Raw genomic sequence first — 15075 nt, 5'->3', positions numbered from 1 at the left:
AATGCTCCTAAAGCCTGAAGACCTTCAGCATGATTTGGATCGTCTTGAAGAAATCGAAAAAGTGACCCTGTGGCTTGTGGTCCAGGCGATCTATGACTACAGAGAAACGGCACTTGAAATCTTCCGCGAAGAAGGCGATCTGGTTTCGGACATCGGCGAAGATATAACGCGAGAGGCCCTAGATCGACTGGGGATGCCCAGGATTGACAAACGTTTGTTTGGTAAGGTGGATTACAAACATGCTTGTTACTTGTTTCACCCAGACTACGCAATCAAGCAAGCCCTTTTTGTGGATTCAAAAGCAGAGAAAATGAGTGAACGAGGCACGGCAACATTGCAGATATCGCAGCTCTCTATGGTTGTTAAACAAATTCGTTCCGGGCAAGAGGTAGAGGTTCAAGGCAAAATGCCAACGGTGATTACCTTGAGAGGCGAGAAATATTTGACCACAACTCTGTTTGTGAAATACAACTACGACGAGGAAAAAAGTGGCGTTCATACTCTCAAGAGTATCATTGTGGCTGCTGTTCCAAATGGCATGTTGCAAGAAAGGCACAATCCTACCCCACAAGATACGATTTGGAGGGCTGGACGCAATGCTCCTTCTTTGGGTGAAGAATTCAGGGTTTGTTTGAAGTTCTCGCTGCTAAAGCAAAAAGCAACTTGGCATGTCCAAACTATCCCGATGCCGCCTGAACCGTTCCACTGGAGTTCATGAGAGCTTATGCACCGTCCAACGCTGCATCCAGCAGACACGCTCCGTTCGATCGCTTTGCTCCTCGCTCCGCGTGCGGCTGAACCACGGGTCGTTAGGCCACGCTCGGAAGACGACGAATGAGTAGCACTTCGCTTCATCGTGTTGTTATCTATCACGACGAAACCAAAGATGTGCCCAAGCGCAACTTTAAGGGGCATGTTCTGCTTTTCGTGCCTACTACGCTGTCGGTGGAGAGCGAGACACCACTATTGGGTACTTCCCAAGAAGAATATTTTCCTCGGGAGTTGTTCTTGACCGAATTAATTCGTTGTCGTCAAAAATTTGATTGTGATGGCAAATTACATTTTGCTGAAATCAGTGGTCAAACTTGGAATAAATATGATTGTGCGTATCACAAAGCTATTGCTCTTGCTGTAGATGCGCTACGGAGTAAATCTCCACAGATATTCTCCCGTCCATTAAATTGCAAAATTGCGACAATTTTTTATCCTAAAGGTGCTGATTGGGATATCTATGGCGGTGATTCGCGCAAAGAACAAAAACTCAGGCACGATGAGACACTTTTGCGGATCTTGCTCAAGGGTGCAGGGCATTATTTATATGACGATTCTAATCGCATTGAAGTAACGAAGATAGTCTCTGACGGCTACCCTGCTCACAGAGAACTAGATGAAGACAGAGTTGTTTGGCGATTGATCTATGACGGTTCTTGTGGAAAAACTCCCTTGCGGGATTATGTAACTTTTTCTGAGGATGCCTCTATTGTCCATCTTCCATCGGATCACAAAAAGTATCAGCCTGATACCGAAGAATATAAGCACGCAAACTTTCTCCAGATAGCTGATCTGCTTTTAGGCGCGATAATGAGATCGTGCTATGTAGGCGCTAGACCCATTAGAATGACGCCAAAGATTGGAGATCATTGCAATAAAGATCATTGCAATAAAAGAGATGTTATCGCTCAGCCAGTGAAGGAAATGTTAGACAAGAGAAAACGGGGTATCGGGTTTAGAAATAGTGGACATTACAAGTCTTTCACAATAACGCAGGTTACTTTTAGTAATGACGGCATTAATTTCCAAGAAGTGCAGTCAGTTGATATTCAAGATAAAGACCTTCTGCAAATGTCCCTTTTCATCGACGATAGCGTGGACTAACAAGCGCTTGCACCTGACGCCGCTCCGCTGTGCTTCGCGGCACTGGTGAAGTGCAAGCCGTTGGAAGACTAATCATGAAGGATTATCATATCAATATCTTCTATGAAGATTGTGGATATATCGCTGACATTCCGGACTTGAAAGACTGATCCTCCTTCGGAGAGACAGCCGAGGAGGGTATTTCCACCGGTTGAGGCTGAAATACTGAAACAGGCTGGCATGTCGGCCGTTGGCGACAAGCACCCCCATGCCTGGACTCTGGGCCCTCACCGGTAGCCTGTACGCTGCCCGCTACAATCACACGGAGACGCTCAGAGTGGCTGGGCACGACCTGGTGCGGGGAGCCCGCAAGCCAACCTGATTTCCAGGAGGGCAAGGCGGACGGCCATGGGCAAGCGACGCATGACCCTCATTCTACGTCGAAGGTGTGCATCAGGCAAGGGACGAGTAAGAATCCGATTTCTAACTACCCCCCCCTTTGACCACCCTCAAAAGCTGTGGAATACTTATAATGGATAATTGTATTGAAGATTAGTGAACTGATAGAAGGATGTATTACAATAGATCAGGCCGCCAAAATTACCAGCTATAGCCGTTCGCACATACGCTAGTTGACTCAGGAGCACCGGATAGAAGCCCGAAAGGCAGGCCGTGACTGGCTAATCAACAAGGCGTACATAGTGCGCTATAAGTAGCACATGGGCATTCTAGGCGGTCAACGACACACCCCTTGGGCCAAACACCGGCCTGACTTGACCGAACGAGGCCGGGGACGAAAGTGATAGTCGAAGACATGAGCATCTTGAACTCTTTCCCCAGTGACAGCAGGCCGGATGCCTGATACATACGTGTCAGCAGTGAGGAGCGGCTCAGGCCAGCACCATTGAGAAACAGCGTGAGTATCTGAGCCACTTCACTGAGTTGAACAGCCTGCCTGTCTATTACATCTATGCCGATGACGGTGTGAGCGGCAAAGCACCATTAGGCAGACGGCCGGAGGTGGAGTGCCTGCTCGAAGACGCCCGTAAGAGCGGTTTGGTCAGGTCGTTGTCTACCTCCTGGACCGGGTGGCATGGTCGCTGTGGGTGCTTCTGGACGCCTACGAAGCCTTGAACGCAACCAATGTGTCGTTGAGGTAGGTCACCGAGCCGTTTGATACCGCACAGACCATTGGATGCTTCGTGATGCACTTGCTGGGCAGCATGACCGAATTGGAGCGGGAGACGATCCTGGAGTGCATGTCTTTCGGTCGCAGCCTGGCGGTCAGAGAAGAGCGCTGGCTGGGGGTGTAGAGCCGTTCGGCTACCGGATTGAAGGCGACAAGCACAACCGGCGGTTGGTCGTGCACGAGCCGGAGGCCCAGGTCGTGCGGGGCATTTTTGACCTGGCACTGGACTACGGCCTGGTGCAGCTTCAGAACCTGTTCAACGCACGCGGCGTTCCCGTTCCGTTCGCAGCACCGGGGGAAGCGCGGAAACGGCTGGCAGGTCGGCACGCTGTACCGGCTGTTGACCAACACGGTCTATATGGGCCGCTATTGTCATCGACGGGCACGGCGTCAGGAACTGGACGAGTACGAATGCCCCCAGGATCGTGAACGACGAGGCATTTGAGCGTGTCCAGGCACTCTTGAAGAAGCGCTTCAAGAAGTGCCGCCACCGCACGCCCTAAACGGACATACCTCCTGCGGGGGCTGATCCGCTGCTGTTGCGGCAAGACGCTGGTGACGAGCATGGTGTATATATATTACTGTTCAGGGGATGCCTACCGCCACCGACGCGGTCATTCTAGGGTGCGGGTGGTGGAGATAGGGCAGTTGGTCTGGGGACATCCCGGCGTTTTGCCGGGAGCCGGGTTCGGTTATCGATGAGGTGCGGAAGCGCCTGGCGGAGATGGGGGAAAGAGAGGCGGAGGAATTGCGAGAGCAGCAGGAGATAGAGCGGGCGCTTCGGCGACTGGACGAAGAGGCGGCTAACTTAGTGCACCTGGCCCGCAAGCCTGGGCGGCGGGAGTATATAGATCGGGAGTTGGATCGGATTGGGGTTTGCGGCGGGTACTTTTGGAGCACCAGGAGCAGGTGTTTGCGCGGGCGCAGGCTAGGGCGGAGCGGGCAACGCAGCTGGTGACGACCGAGGAGTTTTTGGAGGAGTTGCGGGAGCGGGTTGAGGTGTTGGTGACGGCGGAGGCACGGCGTCCGCTGATCAAGGCGTTGGTGGAGGGAATACAGGCTCATCCGGGTAACCGGGTCGTGGTGACGTATCGCTTTGGGCCGGTGAGGGTGTTAGATTTGCACAAGGTTCCATGCCCCTGGACATCCTGCCTGGGTGTGTCCCGGGTGCAGGACGCTCCACGGCCGGGATACAAATGCGGCCGGGAATCTCCTGGCGCATGGATTGGCCGCCCTTAACGGCCGGCCCTACGGACAATTCCGCCGGCCGTCTTTACCTTGGAGAGGAAGGCTTTGGCTTGGGTCGCAAGGCCCGAGTAAAACCGGCATCAAAGAGTGAGTCTGTCAGCTTTGTTCCTTTTTGAGCACAAGTGAGTAAGCCTGGCGGAACGGTTTTTGCTGTGTAGAAGAAGCTGTTTTTCGAAGGACAGGCGAAGTTTCATCTTGGTAAAGGGGCAAAGAACGGATCTTTTTCAACCTCTAGGTAAATAGAATTCCATGACGGGAATGAAGCCTAATGCTCAAACAGGTTCAGCGGTTGGCTTGATTACTATTTCATTGATATCCGCATGGGGGGGTTGAAGAAGGGCATAGAGAATGGCTGAAGCCACTTCTTCGGGCTTGAGAATGGAAAGATTATCCAGCTGTGTGCGCACCGATCGTTTCATTTCCTCATCTTCAATGGTATCGAAAATCTCGGTTTGAACATAGCCTGTCTCCACGAGGGTGACTTTAATTTGGTCGTAGGGGGAAAGTTCCAATCTCAATCCTTCGGCAAGGGTACGCAGGGCTGCTGCAGAGGCGGAATAGAGAGCTGAACCGGGGAAAACCTTTCGAGAAGCGATACTGGAAACGAACACAAGATGGCCGTATTTTTGCTCGAGGAAAGTGGGAAGTATAGCTGCTAGTCCGTGTACGGCTCCTTTAAAATTAATATCGATGGTATTCAACCACTCCACGACTCTCATTTTTCTCATCAACGAAAGGGGCATTATCCCGGCACTGTTCACAAATATGTCTACCCCACCGAACTTTTTCTTTGCCCCCACGACGAGGTTCTCAACATCGCTGAGCTCCCTGACGTTGGTGCGGATTGCCAATGCAGCTCCATTCATGGATTCGATTTTCTGCACGAGATTTTCTAATCTGTCTATTCTGCGGGCACCGACAACGATGTTTGCTCCTTCGCCGGCAAGAGCAAGAGCTGTTGCATAACCAATGCCGCTTGATGCCCCAATAATGATAGCCGTTTTCCTGCTCAAGGCTTTGGAATGCATCATCTTTAAGTTATCCTGGACAAGTATTTTATCATCAACAGATCTTCTATTCGACAAGAATTTTTTTTACTTTCTTCCTCCTGAAAAGAAACCGTAACTTTATTTTAAGAATATGTTTTGTTGAGATAGAAAGCGGAGAAATTCTTTTTACAGAGTTATAAATGAAATCGCTACGATGTATAAAATCTTCGGGAATAGTTTAGGGAGATTGTCTTTAGTCGTGTTTTTCTGCTTGGTTTCATGTAGTAAAAAAGACCAACACCCCTGTCCTGTTACAGAAAGGGATAAGCAACTCTTTTCCGAGAGATTGGAACAAAGGCCCTTCGTCAAAATTACCATTCTATCGATTGAACCGAGTCGAGTATATCCTTGTGGGGTTGCCATCCAGTGGCGCACGGCGGTGACGGTGTTGACCAGATCCCAAGAGGGGAACATCGTGAGCGGTTTTTGCGGGCATTTCGACATGAGCCAGGATTTCCCTAGAAATTCATTTGGAGAAATTGACGTGGCCACCCATCTCTCTCCCTTGTGGACCGACATGATTCATGAACTGCAAACCTATTGGCTGATGAGCCAGCCCGCCAGGCAATCTCTTTCTCCTCGGCCGATGCCGCCGTGAAGCAGATCTACCCCTTAAGGTAAAATTCTATTACCGATAAGGGATAAAGGAGAATAAAAATTTAGGATGAAGAAGTTCTTTGCTCCTGGTTATTTTATAGAGAGACAGAATAAGCCAATAAAAAACAAAGGAGGAAAGAACAATGTGTGCACATTGTGGATGCAACGGCCCTGGAGAAGCGATGCATGACCACGGCCGCCTGGGGCATAATCATGATCATGGAGCCACTGGAATAAAGGAGCGAAGGCATAGGGATCTTTCGGTTGACCTATTGGAAAAGAATGCCCAGTATGCAAAGGGCAATCGTACTTTTTTCAAAGACAAAAGGATTTTAGCGCTGAATATCATTTCCAGTCCCGGTTCTGGAAAGACATCCCTTTTGGTCTCAACGCTCAACCGGCTGAAATCAAAGATCGAACAATTGGTTATCGAAGGCGATCAACAAACCGAACTCGATGCTCAAAGGATACGGGCAACGGGAACATACGCTTATCAAATTCAAACAGGAAAAGGTTGTCATCTGGATGCCCATCTAATCAGCCATGCCCTTGAAGAGATCCCTTTGAGAGAGGAACAACTATTGTGGATTGAAAATGTAGGCAACTTGATCTGTCCGTCCCTGTTTGATCTTGGAGAAACAAAAAGAGTTCTCCTCCTATCGGTTGCTGAAGGAGAAGATAAGCCGGCAAAATATCCTGAAGCTTTTTATGGAGCTGATCTCTTGATTTTGACCAAGATAGACCTGTTACCCTATGTCGATTTTTCCATGGAAAGATGCGAAGATTACCTGAGAAAAATTAGACCCGGTATAGAAATCCTGGCTTTGTCCTCAAAGACGGGGGAGGGAATGGAAAATTGGTTTTGTTGGATCGAAAGAGAGTTCGAAAAATTTACCCATAAACCCCTTCTCTGAAATGGGGAGAAACATTAGCTATCCTTCCCAATGATAGGCTGGATCCTCCCTGTAGCCCTAGGAAGTGGAATTACTGCCGGTTTTATTCACGCCCTTAGTGGTCCTGATCACTTGGCAGCTATAGCTCCTTTAGTTTTGGAAAAAAGAACCTCTTTTTGGAGGATAGGTTTATATTGGGGTATCGGTCATAGTGGAGGAGTATGGATTTTGACCCTGCTCCTTTTCCTTCTCAAGAACATCCTGCCCCTTTCCTCTATATCCCAGGGATCTGAAAAAATGGTGGGTATTGTGCTTATTGGAATTGGGGCGTGGGGATTAAAAAAGAATCTCCAGAAGAGAGTCCATGTGCATACGCATTGTCACGACGGCGTCGTTCACTCCCATATCCACTTCCATAAAGATAAACCCACCGAGGACAGCCATGAAAAACTTGCTCATCGTCATTGCCATTTCCCGCTGGCTATAGGGATACTCCATGGGTTTGCCGGCAGTAACCATTTTCTTTCCGCCCTTCCTGTTTTGGCTTTCCCCGATAATTCTCTTGCCCTAGCCTACATTATTGGTTTTGGAGGAGGGTCAATCCTGGGAATGATCTGTTTTTCGATGATGATGGGGAAATTGATTGTCTCTGGCGCTGTCAAAACGGACCGCGGCAAAAAAGGGATAGGTATTTTATTTGGTCTTTTAGCCATAGCTGTCGGTATATTTTGGGTTTTTCAACAGTAACGCAAATGGCTGACAAAGAGGCGATACATATTCAGCTAAAGGGAAAAGTACAGGGGGTGGGTTTCCGTCCCTATGTTTATCGCTTGGCTCGATCCTACGATCTCAAAGGTTGGGTCAGCAATGGGACAGATGGCGTTCATATCCATGTTGAGGGTCAAAAAGAAATACTAGAGAGATTTTACCGGGATCTCTTGAGAGATTACCCTCCATTGGCCCTCCTCACAGAATCTTTTTGCAGAGAAGCCCCTTTCTTGGGTTTAGAAGGGTTTATCGTCAAAGAAAGCATCGAGGAAAAAGAACATTCCGTAATTGTTCTTCCGGATCTGGATGTTTGTGAAAGCTGCAAAGAAGAGCTTTATTGCTCTTCTAATCGCCGGTTTAGGTATCCTTTCATAACTTGTACTGAATGTGGTCCCCGCTACTCCATCATCTATTCTCTTCCTTATGATAGGTCGAAGACGACGATGAATATTTTCCCCATGTGTAAAGACTGCCTTGAAGAATACGAGAATCCTTCCGATAGGCGTTTTTATTCCCAAACCAATTCCTGTAAAGAATGTGGAATAAGGGTCTATCTTTATGGAAAACAAAAAGAGGAGATAGCTCAAGGCGAGGAGGCGATAAAAGAGGGAGCTTGGGCCATTGCCGAAGGACAGATTGTTGCCGTGAAAGGGATAGGGGGATATCTGCTCATGGCCGATGCCCTTAATCCTGCCGCTATTTTGAAATTAAGGGAGAGAAAACGGAGAGCTTCCAAGCCCTTTGCCCTGATGTTCAATGACATCCAAGAGGTGGAAAAGGAGGTCTACCTCAGTGAAAAAGAAAAAAGTTGGCTTATTTCCCGCCAAAAACCGATTCTCATCTTGCAAAGGAAAAAAACGCAAAGTCCCATAGCCGATCTTGTGGCTCCTGCGCAAGACACCCTTGGGATCATGCTCCCTTATACTCCCCTGCATATTCTTTTGCTCGACTACCTGAAAAGGCCACTGGTAGCCACGAGTGCGAACATATCGGGCTTGCCCATTGTTTTTGAAGAAGGAATGCTTTTTTTGAAACTTGGGCATGTCTTTGACAAGGTCTTGACGCATAACAGGGACATCGTGGTTCCTCAAGACGATTCGGTGATTCGGGTTTCTTTTTTTTTCAAACAAACCATTTTTTTGAGAAGAAGCCGTTCTTTTGCTCCTTTCTTGAATGCTTCCTTAAGGGTTCCTAAGGGGGAGTGTTACTTAGCCTTGGGCGCCGAGAAAAAATCGACTGTTTGTTTTTGCCATGAAGGGAACATCTTTCTTTCCCAATATTTAGGAGATCTGGACTGTTTTGAAGCTGAAGAAAATTTCAAAAAAACTCTATCTCATTTTTTTAACCTTTGGGGGTTCAAACCCCAGAAGATAATCTTGGACCTTCACCCTCTTTACCGTTCCCGCCTTATTGGTGAGGCGATGTCTGAAGAAAAGAACATCGAGAGAATCTATTTTCAGCATCATAAAGCTCATTTCTGGGCGATACTCGCCGAAAAAAAACTCCTAGGACTAGAAGAGCCCGTTCTTGGGGTAATATGGGATGGAACCGGATACGGTGAAGATGGAGCGGTGTGGGGGGGAGAATTCTTCCTCTATTATAAAGGGAGAATGGAAAGGGTGAACCATTTTGAGTATTTTCCTCTTCTTTTGGGAGATAAAGCCGTAAGGGAGCCTAGGATCTCGGCTCTTGGAATATTCCGGAAAGAAAGAAAGATTGTTGAAGATTTTTTAAAACCAAAGTTTAACCCTTGGGAGTGGAAAACTTACCGGGCTCTTCTCGATAGAAAGAAATATTGGGCTTGTTGTAGTGTCGGTAGGCTTTTCGATGCCCTGGCCTCTTTGCTCGGTCTATGTGATCGAGCCTCCTTTGAAGGTGAAGCGGCAATTGCCCTTCAAAGACTGGCATCAAGCTCCGTGCAATCTTTAAGCGATTTAGAAAAAATTCCTCTCCGTTGGTTTGACGAAAAGGCACCCTTGCGCCGGCCCATTTCATTGGAAAATCTTTTGAAATCTATAGAGAAGTCCATTGTAGAGGAAATACCCAAGGAGGAAATATCCCTAGGGTTCCATTTTTGGTTATCAAAACTCATCGGGAAATTGGCTGAAAATACCGGGGCAAGGAAGATCGCTTTCTCGGGGGGAGTGTTCCAAAATAGCTTGCTTGTTGATCTCCTTTATTTGCAGTGGGCAGGTAGGTTTGATCTTTTTTTCCATGACGAGATCTCTCCTAACGATGAAAATATAAGCTTTGGCCAATTAATAGGAGCCCTTTATGGGAAGGAGGGGCGGGAAATTGACCCTCAAATTCCCAGGATGGAATCGAATCATTGACAGCCAGCGAAAAGCACAATAGGCTTTTAAATAAAAATGTGCCTGGCTATTCCCGGTAAAATAGTTGAAGTTTTAAATTTAGGAGAAAATCCTTTCATGCATTTTGCCGTTGTCGAGGTTTCCTCGGTCAGGCGAAAGATCAATATTGAACTTATTCAAGAGGAGGGCATACATCCTGGGGATTGGGTGTTGGTTCATGTCGGGTTTGCCTTGGCAAAAATCTCGGAGTCTGAAGCAAGGGAACAACTCCAGATGCTTGCAATACTTGGAGAACAACAACAAGCCCTCCAAGAATTAGAGGGATATCGATTCGGCGAAGAAGAGTAAAGGATGTTTATCGAGAACGGCTTTTTGACGGGAATCCCTACCGATGCAATTTGTTGACGAATTTCGAGACGGCCTACTCATCAAGAATCTTTCCAAGGAGATACTGCACTATGCCGATCCCCAACGCTGTTACCGGATCATGGAAGTCTGTGGAGGACATACCTATTCTATCTACCGATTTGGTCTCCATGATCTTCTTCCCCCTAATGTAGAATTGATCCACGGACCGGGTTGTCCCGTTTGCGTTTTACCCATGGGAAGGGTCGATGAGTGTTTAGATGTTGCCCGAGAAAAAAATCTCCTATTTAGCTGTTTTGGGGACATGATGCGGGTGCCGGGCCAAAACGGAAGCCCCCTGGAAGCTAAAGCCAAGGGAGTAGAGGTCCGGATGGTGTATTCACCCCTGGATAGCTTAAAAATCGCCATGGATAATCCCCAAAGAGAGGTTCTTTTTTTTGCCATCGGCTTTGAAACGACGGCCCCGGCTACCGCTTTGACTATTCTTAAGGCGAAACAACACCGTGTCCAAAATTTTTCCGTGTTCTGTAATCATGTGCTGATCATTCCTGCCATCCGAGCGATTCTAGAATCTCCGGATATGAGATTGGATGGATTTATTGGCCCGGGCCATGTTTCTACGATAATCGGTTGTAGGCCTTATGAGTTTGTCTCAAAAGAGTATGGGAAACCCATTGTTATCTCAGGGTTTGAACCATTGGACATCCTGGAGTCGATTTTAAGGATACTCCGGCAACTGAACCGGGGTAAAGCTCAAGTCGAAAACCAGTATAATCGTGTTGTCCCTTGGAACGGGAATACGGCGGCGCTAAGGCTTATGGCTGAAGTCTTTGAACTGCGTCCTTATTTCGAATGGAGGGGACTTGGATTTATTGCTCGCTCGGCTCTAAGAATAAAGCAGGAATTTCAGGATTGGGATGCCGAAAAGCGTTATGCATTCAGGGGTATTTCGGTCTCTGATCCTAAGGCTTCCCAGTGTGGAGAAGTTCTTAAGGGAGTATTAAAGCCTTTTCAATGCAAGCTTTTTGGTACTTACTGCACTCCGGAACATCCCGTAGGAGCGTTAATGGTTTCTTCCGAAGGGGCCTGTGCCGCTTATTATCATCATGCTTTTCATGGGCTCTCGGGATGAATCCTGCCTGAAGCAACAAATACGAAAAAATGGAACACGACCAGCGGATTAACCTGACTCATGGTTCAGGAGGGAAGTCAACCCGACGGTTAATTGAATCTATCATTCTTCCCGCCTTACGCAATCCCTCCCTGGAGGTTCTTTCTGATGCAGCTATGGTGGAGCAGCCCGAAGGAAAGCTTGCGTTGACCACGGATAGCTTTGTGGTCCACCCTATAATTTTTCCCGGAGGATCGATTGGCAAACTCGCCGTCAATGGCACGGTGAACGATCTGTCCGTTAGCGGGGCAAAGCCTTTAGCCATCCTTTCAAGCTGGATTATTGAAGAAGGACTTCCCCTGGACGTGTTTAAAAGAGAAATTGCAGCGATGGCTGAGGCGGCCAGCCTTGTTCCTGTCCCCATTATTGGAGGAGATATTAAGGTCGTTGAAAAAGGAAAAGCTGATTCATTATTTATAACCACAACGGGCATTGGAAGCATAGCTTTGGATGTGAATCTCGGCGTGCAAAGGGTAAGACCTTCAGACAAAATCATTCTTTCCGGGCCGATAGGTGACCATGGAATAACGATTTTAATGGCAAGAGGGGAACTCGAACTTGAAGCGGATTTAAAAAGTGACAGTCGTCCCCTTTGGTCCTTGATTGATCCGATACTCAAAAAAGCCCCTACGGCGGTTAAATGGATGCGCGATCCGACCCGGGGTGGTGTCGCTACGGCTTTAAACGAACTAGCAAGGGACTGCGGATTGGCTATAGCGATTAGGGAGGAACAGGTTCCAATGAGGGATGAGGTTAGGGGGGCGAGCGAGATTTTAGGGATCGATCCTCTTTATATCGCTTGCGAAGGGCAATTTTTAGCCGTAGTCGAAGCAAAAAGATCCAGGGAAGTTATTGAGATCTTAAGATCCACTCCTGGAGGTGAAGGAGCGGTGGAAATTGGAGAAATTCGAGAATACCCGCCGGCCACGGTTTTGGGTTTTACAAAATATGGAGGGAGCCGGATTATTGATATGTTAGTTGGAGAACCCCTTCCCCGGATCTGTTGAAAATGGCAGTGGACACTTTCTGGATTAAGCAAAAACTTCAGGAAAGGAACGAAATAGCCGAGAAATTTTTTTTCTCCGAGGCTTTTAAAATAGCACAAGCAAGCCAGGAGGCTTCCGAAAGATTCTTAAGAGGGGGTAGATTGCTTGCTTTTGGGAAAGGATCAGCCCTCAGCGATGCCCAGCATGTTGCTGTTGAATTTGTTCATCCTGTAATCGTGGGCAAGAAAGCGTTGCCCGCTTTGGATATTTCTGCGCATTTTTCTAGCTGGTTAAGCTGCCTTTGCAAGAAAGAAGACATGGTTTTTGGTTTTGGTCCCATTGAGGGGGACAAGGAGATCGAGGAAGCTCTTCAATGGGCATCGGTAAAAGGAGCGATGACCTTTGCCTTCCCGGGTAAAAAAGGAAATTATGCGGTGGAATCTCCCGTAAGCGATCCCTGGATTTTTCAAGAAATCGTAGAGACCATATACCATACGTTCTGGGAAACGATTCATGTTTTTTTGGAGCACCGCCCATTGGGATATGAAATAGGAGGGCTTGAATTTCTTTATCCTTCTCTTCGCTCGAGTGGTCATGACATCGGGCCTTTATTGGATGCGGTATCTCAATCTATCTTAGAAAAGCTAAAGGAAGACAATAGATTAAGAGAGAGAGTTGCAGAGGAGCCTCTAGCTATCCTTCAAGCTATCGAACTGCTTGAAGAAACGAGGATTCGAGGGGGAAAGGTTATGGTTATGGGTAACGGGGGTTCGGCAACGGATGCCAATGATTTTGTCCTGGATCTAATCAGTCCACCGGTAAAAAAAGCAAGACCTTTCCCAGCAGTCTCTCTTGCAATGGAACCTGCCCTCATTACAGCGCTTTTAAATGACGTAGGAGCTGAAGTTGTTTTTTCTCGGCAATTATTAGCCCATGCTCAATCGAATGATGTTTTGGTGGGCATTTCGACCAGCGGGAATTCGACAAACCTGTTACGGGGCTTTGAAGAGGCAAAAAGGAGGGGACTTTCTACTCTTGCCTTAGTGGGTCATGACGGCGGAGAGATCAAAAGAAGAGGGCTCGCTGACGTATCGATCGTCGTCCCCAGCAATTATATTCCCCGGATCCAGGAAGTCCAGCTTTCCATTTATCACGTTATCTGCGAAGCCTTGTGCAACCCAGAGCTTCCGGTATAATCCTTTGAAACGTCCGTTTGACCTTCTCCGGTGCAATAGCTTAAAAGAAATTTATGGGAAAAGGCGATGTATAGCTGGGAAGGCGAAAAAAGTTCAACAGCCAAGAGCCGGTTAAGCTGGTTAAAGGCTCGACGACCTCAGCCGGTAGTCGCTGAAGATTGGGGTATCCAGGGCTTGAGATGGGAAAAGCTCTTTTTCGCAAAAAGAGCTAAAGATTGTCTTTGAGCTTTATTTTTTTATTGGTATCTCTGAAGATAGTCGATTCATTTTAGATGTTCATGGAAAAGAAAGCGGGTGAAAATTCTGAAAACAAAGAACCTTTTTGGGGAATAGGCGAACTTGTTCTTCGACTCATGGAACTTCTCGAAGCTGAAATACATTGTCTTCGCCACCGAGCATGGTCGTTCGTCTTTCTCTTGTTGATCAGCCTGCTTCTCCTCTGCTTTTCCATTGTTTCTCTTTTTATAGGATTCCTCTACGGCATTTGGGGGCTTTACTTGCTCTTTAGTGAGGTACTGGGAAAAATTGGAGGGGCCTTTCTCTGCGGCGCCTTCATGACTCTTCTTTCCGGGTTTTTTCTATGGATAATAAGAAAAATAGCAAATCGGATCCTCAAGTAAAGCTTGAGGAAGCTCGTGCCCGATTCAAGGAATCTCTCAAGCGGGTAGGCGACAATCTTTCTAAAGAAAATACCCTTATCCTTAGCCTCGTCGCGGGGATAGCCATAGGCCTGCTTCTCTATTCCCTCCGGTGGATTTTCTCCAAATTAGCCCGAATGGGTTTCTTTTATTACCTTTTGAAACAGGTAGGCAAATGGGTATGGAAGAATATCCAAAAGGAGTTTAAAAGAGACCAACCTGTCAAGGACTGGTCTTCAAAAAAAGACTACCCTGGGAATAAAAATCCTCCTCCAAAAGAATCAAAAGAATGAAAGCTTTGTCCATCCTATGGCTCAATTTCTCTAAACATGATGTAAACATCAACATAACCCTTTTGAGGATGGCGAAAGGCTTTGGGGATGCTACCTACGATTTTAAATCCGAGCTTGAGCCATAGATTGACTGCCGGGACATTCGTGCTGACGACGTAATTGAATTGCAAGGCAAGAAAATGTAATTGCTTGGCTTTTTTTAAAGCATGCCCTCCCAGCTGCTCTCCTATGCCTCGCCTACGAAAGGGGGGAGCGACAAAAAAAGAGCCGTTAGCGACATGATCGCCCAAGCCTACGGAATTGGGCTTGAGCATATAACCTCCGGTGATTGTATCTCCAATACAGGCGCAAAATTTCCAAGACGGGGAGGGAACTTCCCAGAACTGGATAAAATCGGGATAAGAAAAAGGAAGGGTAAAAGGATAGGAAGCTTGTTCTTCGACAATTGTTTTGAAAAGAGAATATAGGACAGGAAGGTCGTCCTTGGTGGCCTCCCTGATAACAAGATTTTCCAT

At 47.3% G+C, this 15075-nt stretch carries 17 protein-coding genes and 1 pseudogene; 16 read left to right on the top strand and 2 right to left on the bottom strand.

The window, feature by feature from the left end:
• The first annotated feature begins 1 nt into the window (after position 1).
• From MINF_RS07980 to MINF_RS11480, 5 genes and pseudogenes are all read left to right on the top strand, one after another.
• Positions 2 to 718: an SfiI family type II restriction endonuclease gene (locus tag MINF_RS07980; RefSeq protein ID WP_048810279.1), complete on the top strand. Its 717-nt coding sequence runs from the start codon at positions 2 to 4 to the stop codon at positions 716 to 718.
• Positions 719 to 834: 116 nt separating this feature from the next.
• Positions 835 to 1875, top strand: a complete 1041-nt coding sequence (locus MINF_RS07975; RefSeq protein WP_012464140.1) for a hypothetical protein — start codon at positions 835 to 837, stop codon at positions 1873 to 1875.
• Between the two features lie 74 nt (positions 1876 to 1949).
• Positions 1950 to 2021: pseudogene (locus MINF_RS11985) on the top strand (type II toxin-antitoxin system HicB family antitoxin); the annotation flags it as partial.
• A gap of 1164 nt (positions 2022 to 3185) precedes the next feature.
• Positions 3186 to 3488 carry a recombinase family protein gene (locus MINF_RS11980; RefSeq protein WP_148205207.1) on the top strand — a complete coding sequence of 101 codons (303 nt, stop codon included), beginning with the start codon at positions 3186 to 3188 and terminating at the stop codon, positions 3486 to 3488.
• 119 nt (positions 3489 to 3607) lie between these two features.
• Positions 3608 to 3745, top strand: coding sequence for a hypothetical protein (locus tag MINF_RS11480; protein ID WP_187146930.1), 138 nt, complete (start codon positions 3608 to 3610; stop codon positions 3743 to 3745).
• An 818-nt stretch (positions 3746 to 4563) separates the two neighbouring features.
• Here the strand turns inward: MINF_RS11480 and MINF_RS07960 are convergent.
• A complete protein-coding gene (locus MINF_RS07960; RefSeq protein ID WP_012464138.1) occupies positions 4564 to 5376 on the bottom strand; it encodes an SDR family oxidoreductase in 813 nt (270 codons plus the stop codon).
• A gap of 118 nt (positions 5377 to 5494) precedes the next feature.
• Between MINF_RS07960 and MINF_RS07955 the strand changes: the two genes are divergently transcribed.
• The 11 genes from MINF_RS07955 (at position 5495) to MINF_RS07910 (ending at position 14560) form a co-directional block, all read left to right on the top strand.
• Complete coding sequence (locus tag MINF_RS07955; protein ID WP_012464137.1) at positions 5495 to 5938, top strand: hypothetical protein; 444 nt, start codon at positions 5495 to 5497, stop codon at positions 5936 to 5938.
• 142 nt (positions 5939 to 6080) lie between these two features.
• A complete protein-coding gene (gene hypB, locus MINF_RS07950; RefSeq protein WP_012464135.1) occupies positions 6081 to 6851 on the top strand; it encodes a hydrogenase nickel incorporation protein HypB in 771 nt (256 codons plus the stop codon).
• Positions 6852 to 6881: 30 nt separating this feature from the next.
• Positions 6882 to 7577: a nickel transporter gene (locus MINF_RS07945; protein ID WP_012464134.1), complete on the top strand. Its 696-nt coding sequence runs from the start codon at positions 6882 to 6884 to the stop codon at positions 7575 to 7577.
• A gap of 5 nt (positions 7578 to 7582) precedes the next feature.
• Complete coding sequence (gene hypF / locus MINF_RS07940) at positions 7583 to 9931, top strand: carbamoyltransferase HypF (RefSeq protein ID WP_148205206.1); 2349 nt, start codon at positions 7583 to 7585, stop codon at positions 9929 to 9931.
• A gap of 36 nt (positions 9932 to 9967) precedes the next feature.
• Positions 9968 to 10258, top strand: a complete 291-nt coding sequence (locus MINF_RS07935; RefSeq protein ID WP_012464132.1) for a HypC/HybG/HupF family hydrogenase formation chaperone — start codon at positions 9968 to 9970, stop codon at positions 10256 to 10258.
• A 43-nt stretch (positions 10259 to 10301) separates the two neighbouring features.
• On the top strand, positions 10302 to 11408 hold the full coding sequence (gene hypD / locus MINF_RS07930) for a hydrogenase formation protein HypD (RefSeq protein ID WP_012464131.1): 1107 nt from the start codon (positions 10302 to 10304) through the stop codon (positions 11406 to 11408).
• 29 nt (positions 11409 to 11437) lie between these two features.
• On the top strand, positions 11438 to 12454 hold the full coding sequence (gene hypE / locus MINF_RS07925) for a hydrogenase expression/formation protein HypE (protein WP_012464130.1): 1017 nt from the start codon (positions 11438 to 11440) through the stop codon (positions 12452 to 12454).
• Positions 12455 to 12456: 2 nt separating this feature from the next.
• Positions 12457 to 13629, top strand: a complete 1173-nt coding sequence (locus MINF_RS07920) for a D-sedoheptulose-7-phosphate isomerase (protein ID WP_048810276.1) — start codon at positions 12457 to 12459, stop codon at positions 13627 to 13629.
• A 66-nt stretch (positions 13630 to 13695) separates the two neighbouring features.
• Complete coding sequence (locus MINF_RS11475) at positions 13696 to 13854, top strand: hypothetical protein (protein WP_012464128.1); 159 nt, start codon at positions 13696 to 13698, stop codon at positions 13852 to 13854.
• 53 nt (positions 13855 to 13907) lie between these two features.
• Entirely contained in the window at positions 13908 to 14249 is a 342-nt protein-coding gene (locus MINF_RS07915) for a hypothetical protein (RefSeq protein WP_148205205.1), read from the top strand.
• Positions 14210 to 14560 carry a hypothetical protein gene (locus tag MINF_RS07910; protein WP_048810275.1) on the top strand — a complete coding sequence of 117 codons (351 nt, stop codon included), beginning with the start codon at positions 14210 to 14212 and terminating at the stop codon, positions 14558 to 14560. Before MINF_RS07915 ends, MINF_RS07910 begins: the two co-directional genes overlap by 40 nt.
• A 14-nt stretch (positions 14561 to 14574) precedes the next feature.
• On the opposite strand, the gene MINF_RS07905 is transcribed toward MINF_RS07910, so the two are convergent.
• Positions 14575 to 15075, bottom strand: a complete 501-nt coding sequence (locus MINF_RS07905; RefSeq protein ID WP_148205204.1) for a GNAT family N-acetyltransferase — start codon at positions 15073 to 15075, stop codon at positions 14575 to 14577.

The sequence above is a fragment of the Methylacidiphilum infernorum V4 genome (genome assembly GCF_000019665.1).
GTDB lineage: Bacteria > Verrucomicrobiota > Verrucomicrobiia > Methylacidiphilales > Methylacidiphilaceae > Methylacidiphilum > Methylacidiphilum infernorum.
Note: the sequence above shows the minus strand (reverse complement) of the source record. Positions and strands in the feature narration are given on the sequence as shown.

What these genes read in the sequence shown, in the direction of transcription:
- MINF_RS07980 (WP_048810279.1), top strand. Translation starts at nt 2, where the DNA reads ATGCTCCTAAAGCCTGAAGACCTTCAGCATGATTTGGATCGTCTTGAA.
- MINF_RS07975 (WP_012464140.1), top strand. Translation starts at nt 835, where the DNA reads ATGAGTAGCACTTCGCTTCATCGTGTTGTTATCTATCACGACGAAACC.
- MINF_RS11480 (WP_187146930.1), top strand. Translation starts at nt 3,608, where the DNA reads ATGGTGTATATATATTACTGTTCAGGGGATGCCTACCGCCACCGACGC.
- MINF_RS07955 (WP_012464137.1), top strand. Translation starts at nt 5,495, where the DNA reads ATGTATAAAATCTTCGGGAATAGTTTAGGGAGATTGTCTTTAGTCGTG.
- hypB (WP_012464135.1), top strand. Translation starts at nt 6,081, where the DNA reads ATGTGTGCACATTGTGGATGCAACGGCCCTGGAGAAGCGATGCATGAC.
- MINF_RS07945 (WP_012464134.1), top strand. Translation starts at nt 6,882, where the DNA reads ATGATAGGCTGGATCCTCCCTGTAGCCCTAGGAAGTGGAATTACTGCC.
- hypF (WP_148205206.1), top strand. Translation starts at nt 7,583, where the DNA reads ATGGCTGACAAAGAGGCGATACATATTCAGCTAAAGGGAAAAGTACAG.
- MINF_RS07935 (WP_012464132.1), top strand. Translation starts at nt 9,968, where the DNA reads ATGTGCCTGGCTATTCCCGGTAAAATAGTTGAAGTTTTAAATTTAGGA.
- hypD (WP_012464131.1), top strand. Translation starts at nt 10,302, where the DNA reads ATGCAATTTGTTGACGAATTTCGAGACGGCCTACTCATCAAGAATCTT.
- hypE (WP_012464130.1), top strand. Translation starts at nt 11,438, where the DNA reads ATGGAACACGACCAGCGGATTAACCTGACTCATGGTTCAGGAGGGAAG.
- MINF_RS07920 (WP_048810276.1), top strand. Translation starts at nt 12,457, where the DNA reads ATGGCAGTGGACACTTTCTGGATTAAGCAAAAACTTCAGGAAAGGAAC.
- MINF_RS11475 (WP_012464128.1), top strand. Translation starts at nt 13,696, where the DNA reads ATGTATAGCTGGGAAGGCGAAAAAAGTTCAACAGCCAAGAGCCGGTTA.
- MINF_RS07915 (WP_148205205.1), top strand. Translation starts at nt 13,908, where the DNA reads ATGGAAAAGAAAGCGGGTGAAAATTCTGAAAACAAAGAACCTTTTTGG.
- MINF_RS07910 (WP_048810275.1), top strand. Translation starts at nt 14,210, where the DNA reads ATGGATAATAAGAAAAATAGCAAATCGGATCCTCAAGTAAAGCTTGAG.
- MINF_RS07905 (WP_148205204.1), bottom strand. Translation starts at nt 15,075, where the DNA reads ATGGAAAATCTTGTTATCAGGGAGGCCACCAAGGACGACCTTCCTGTC.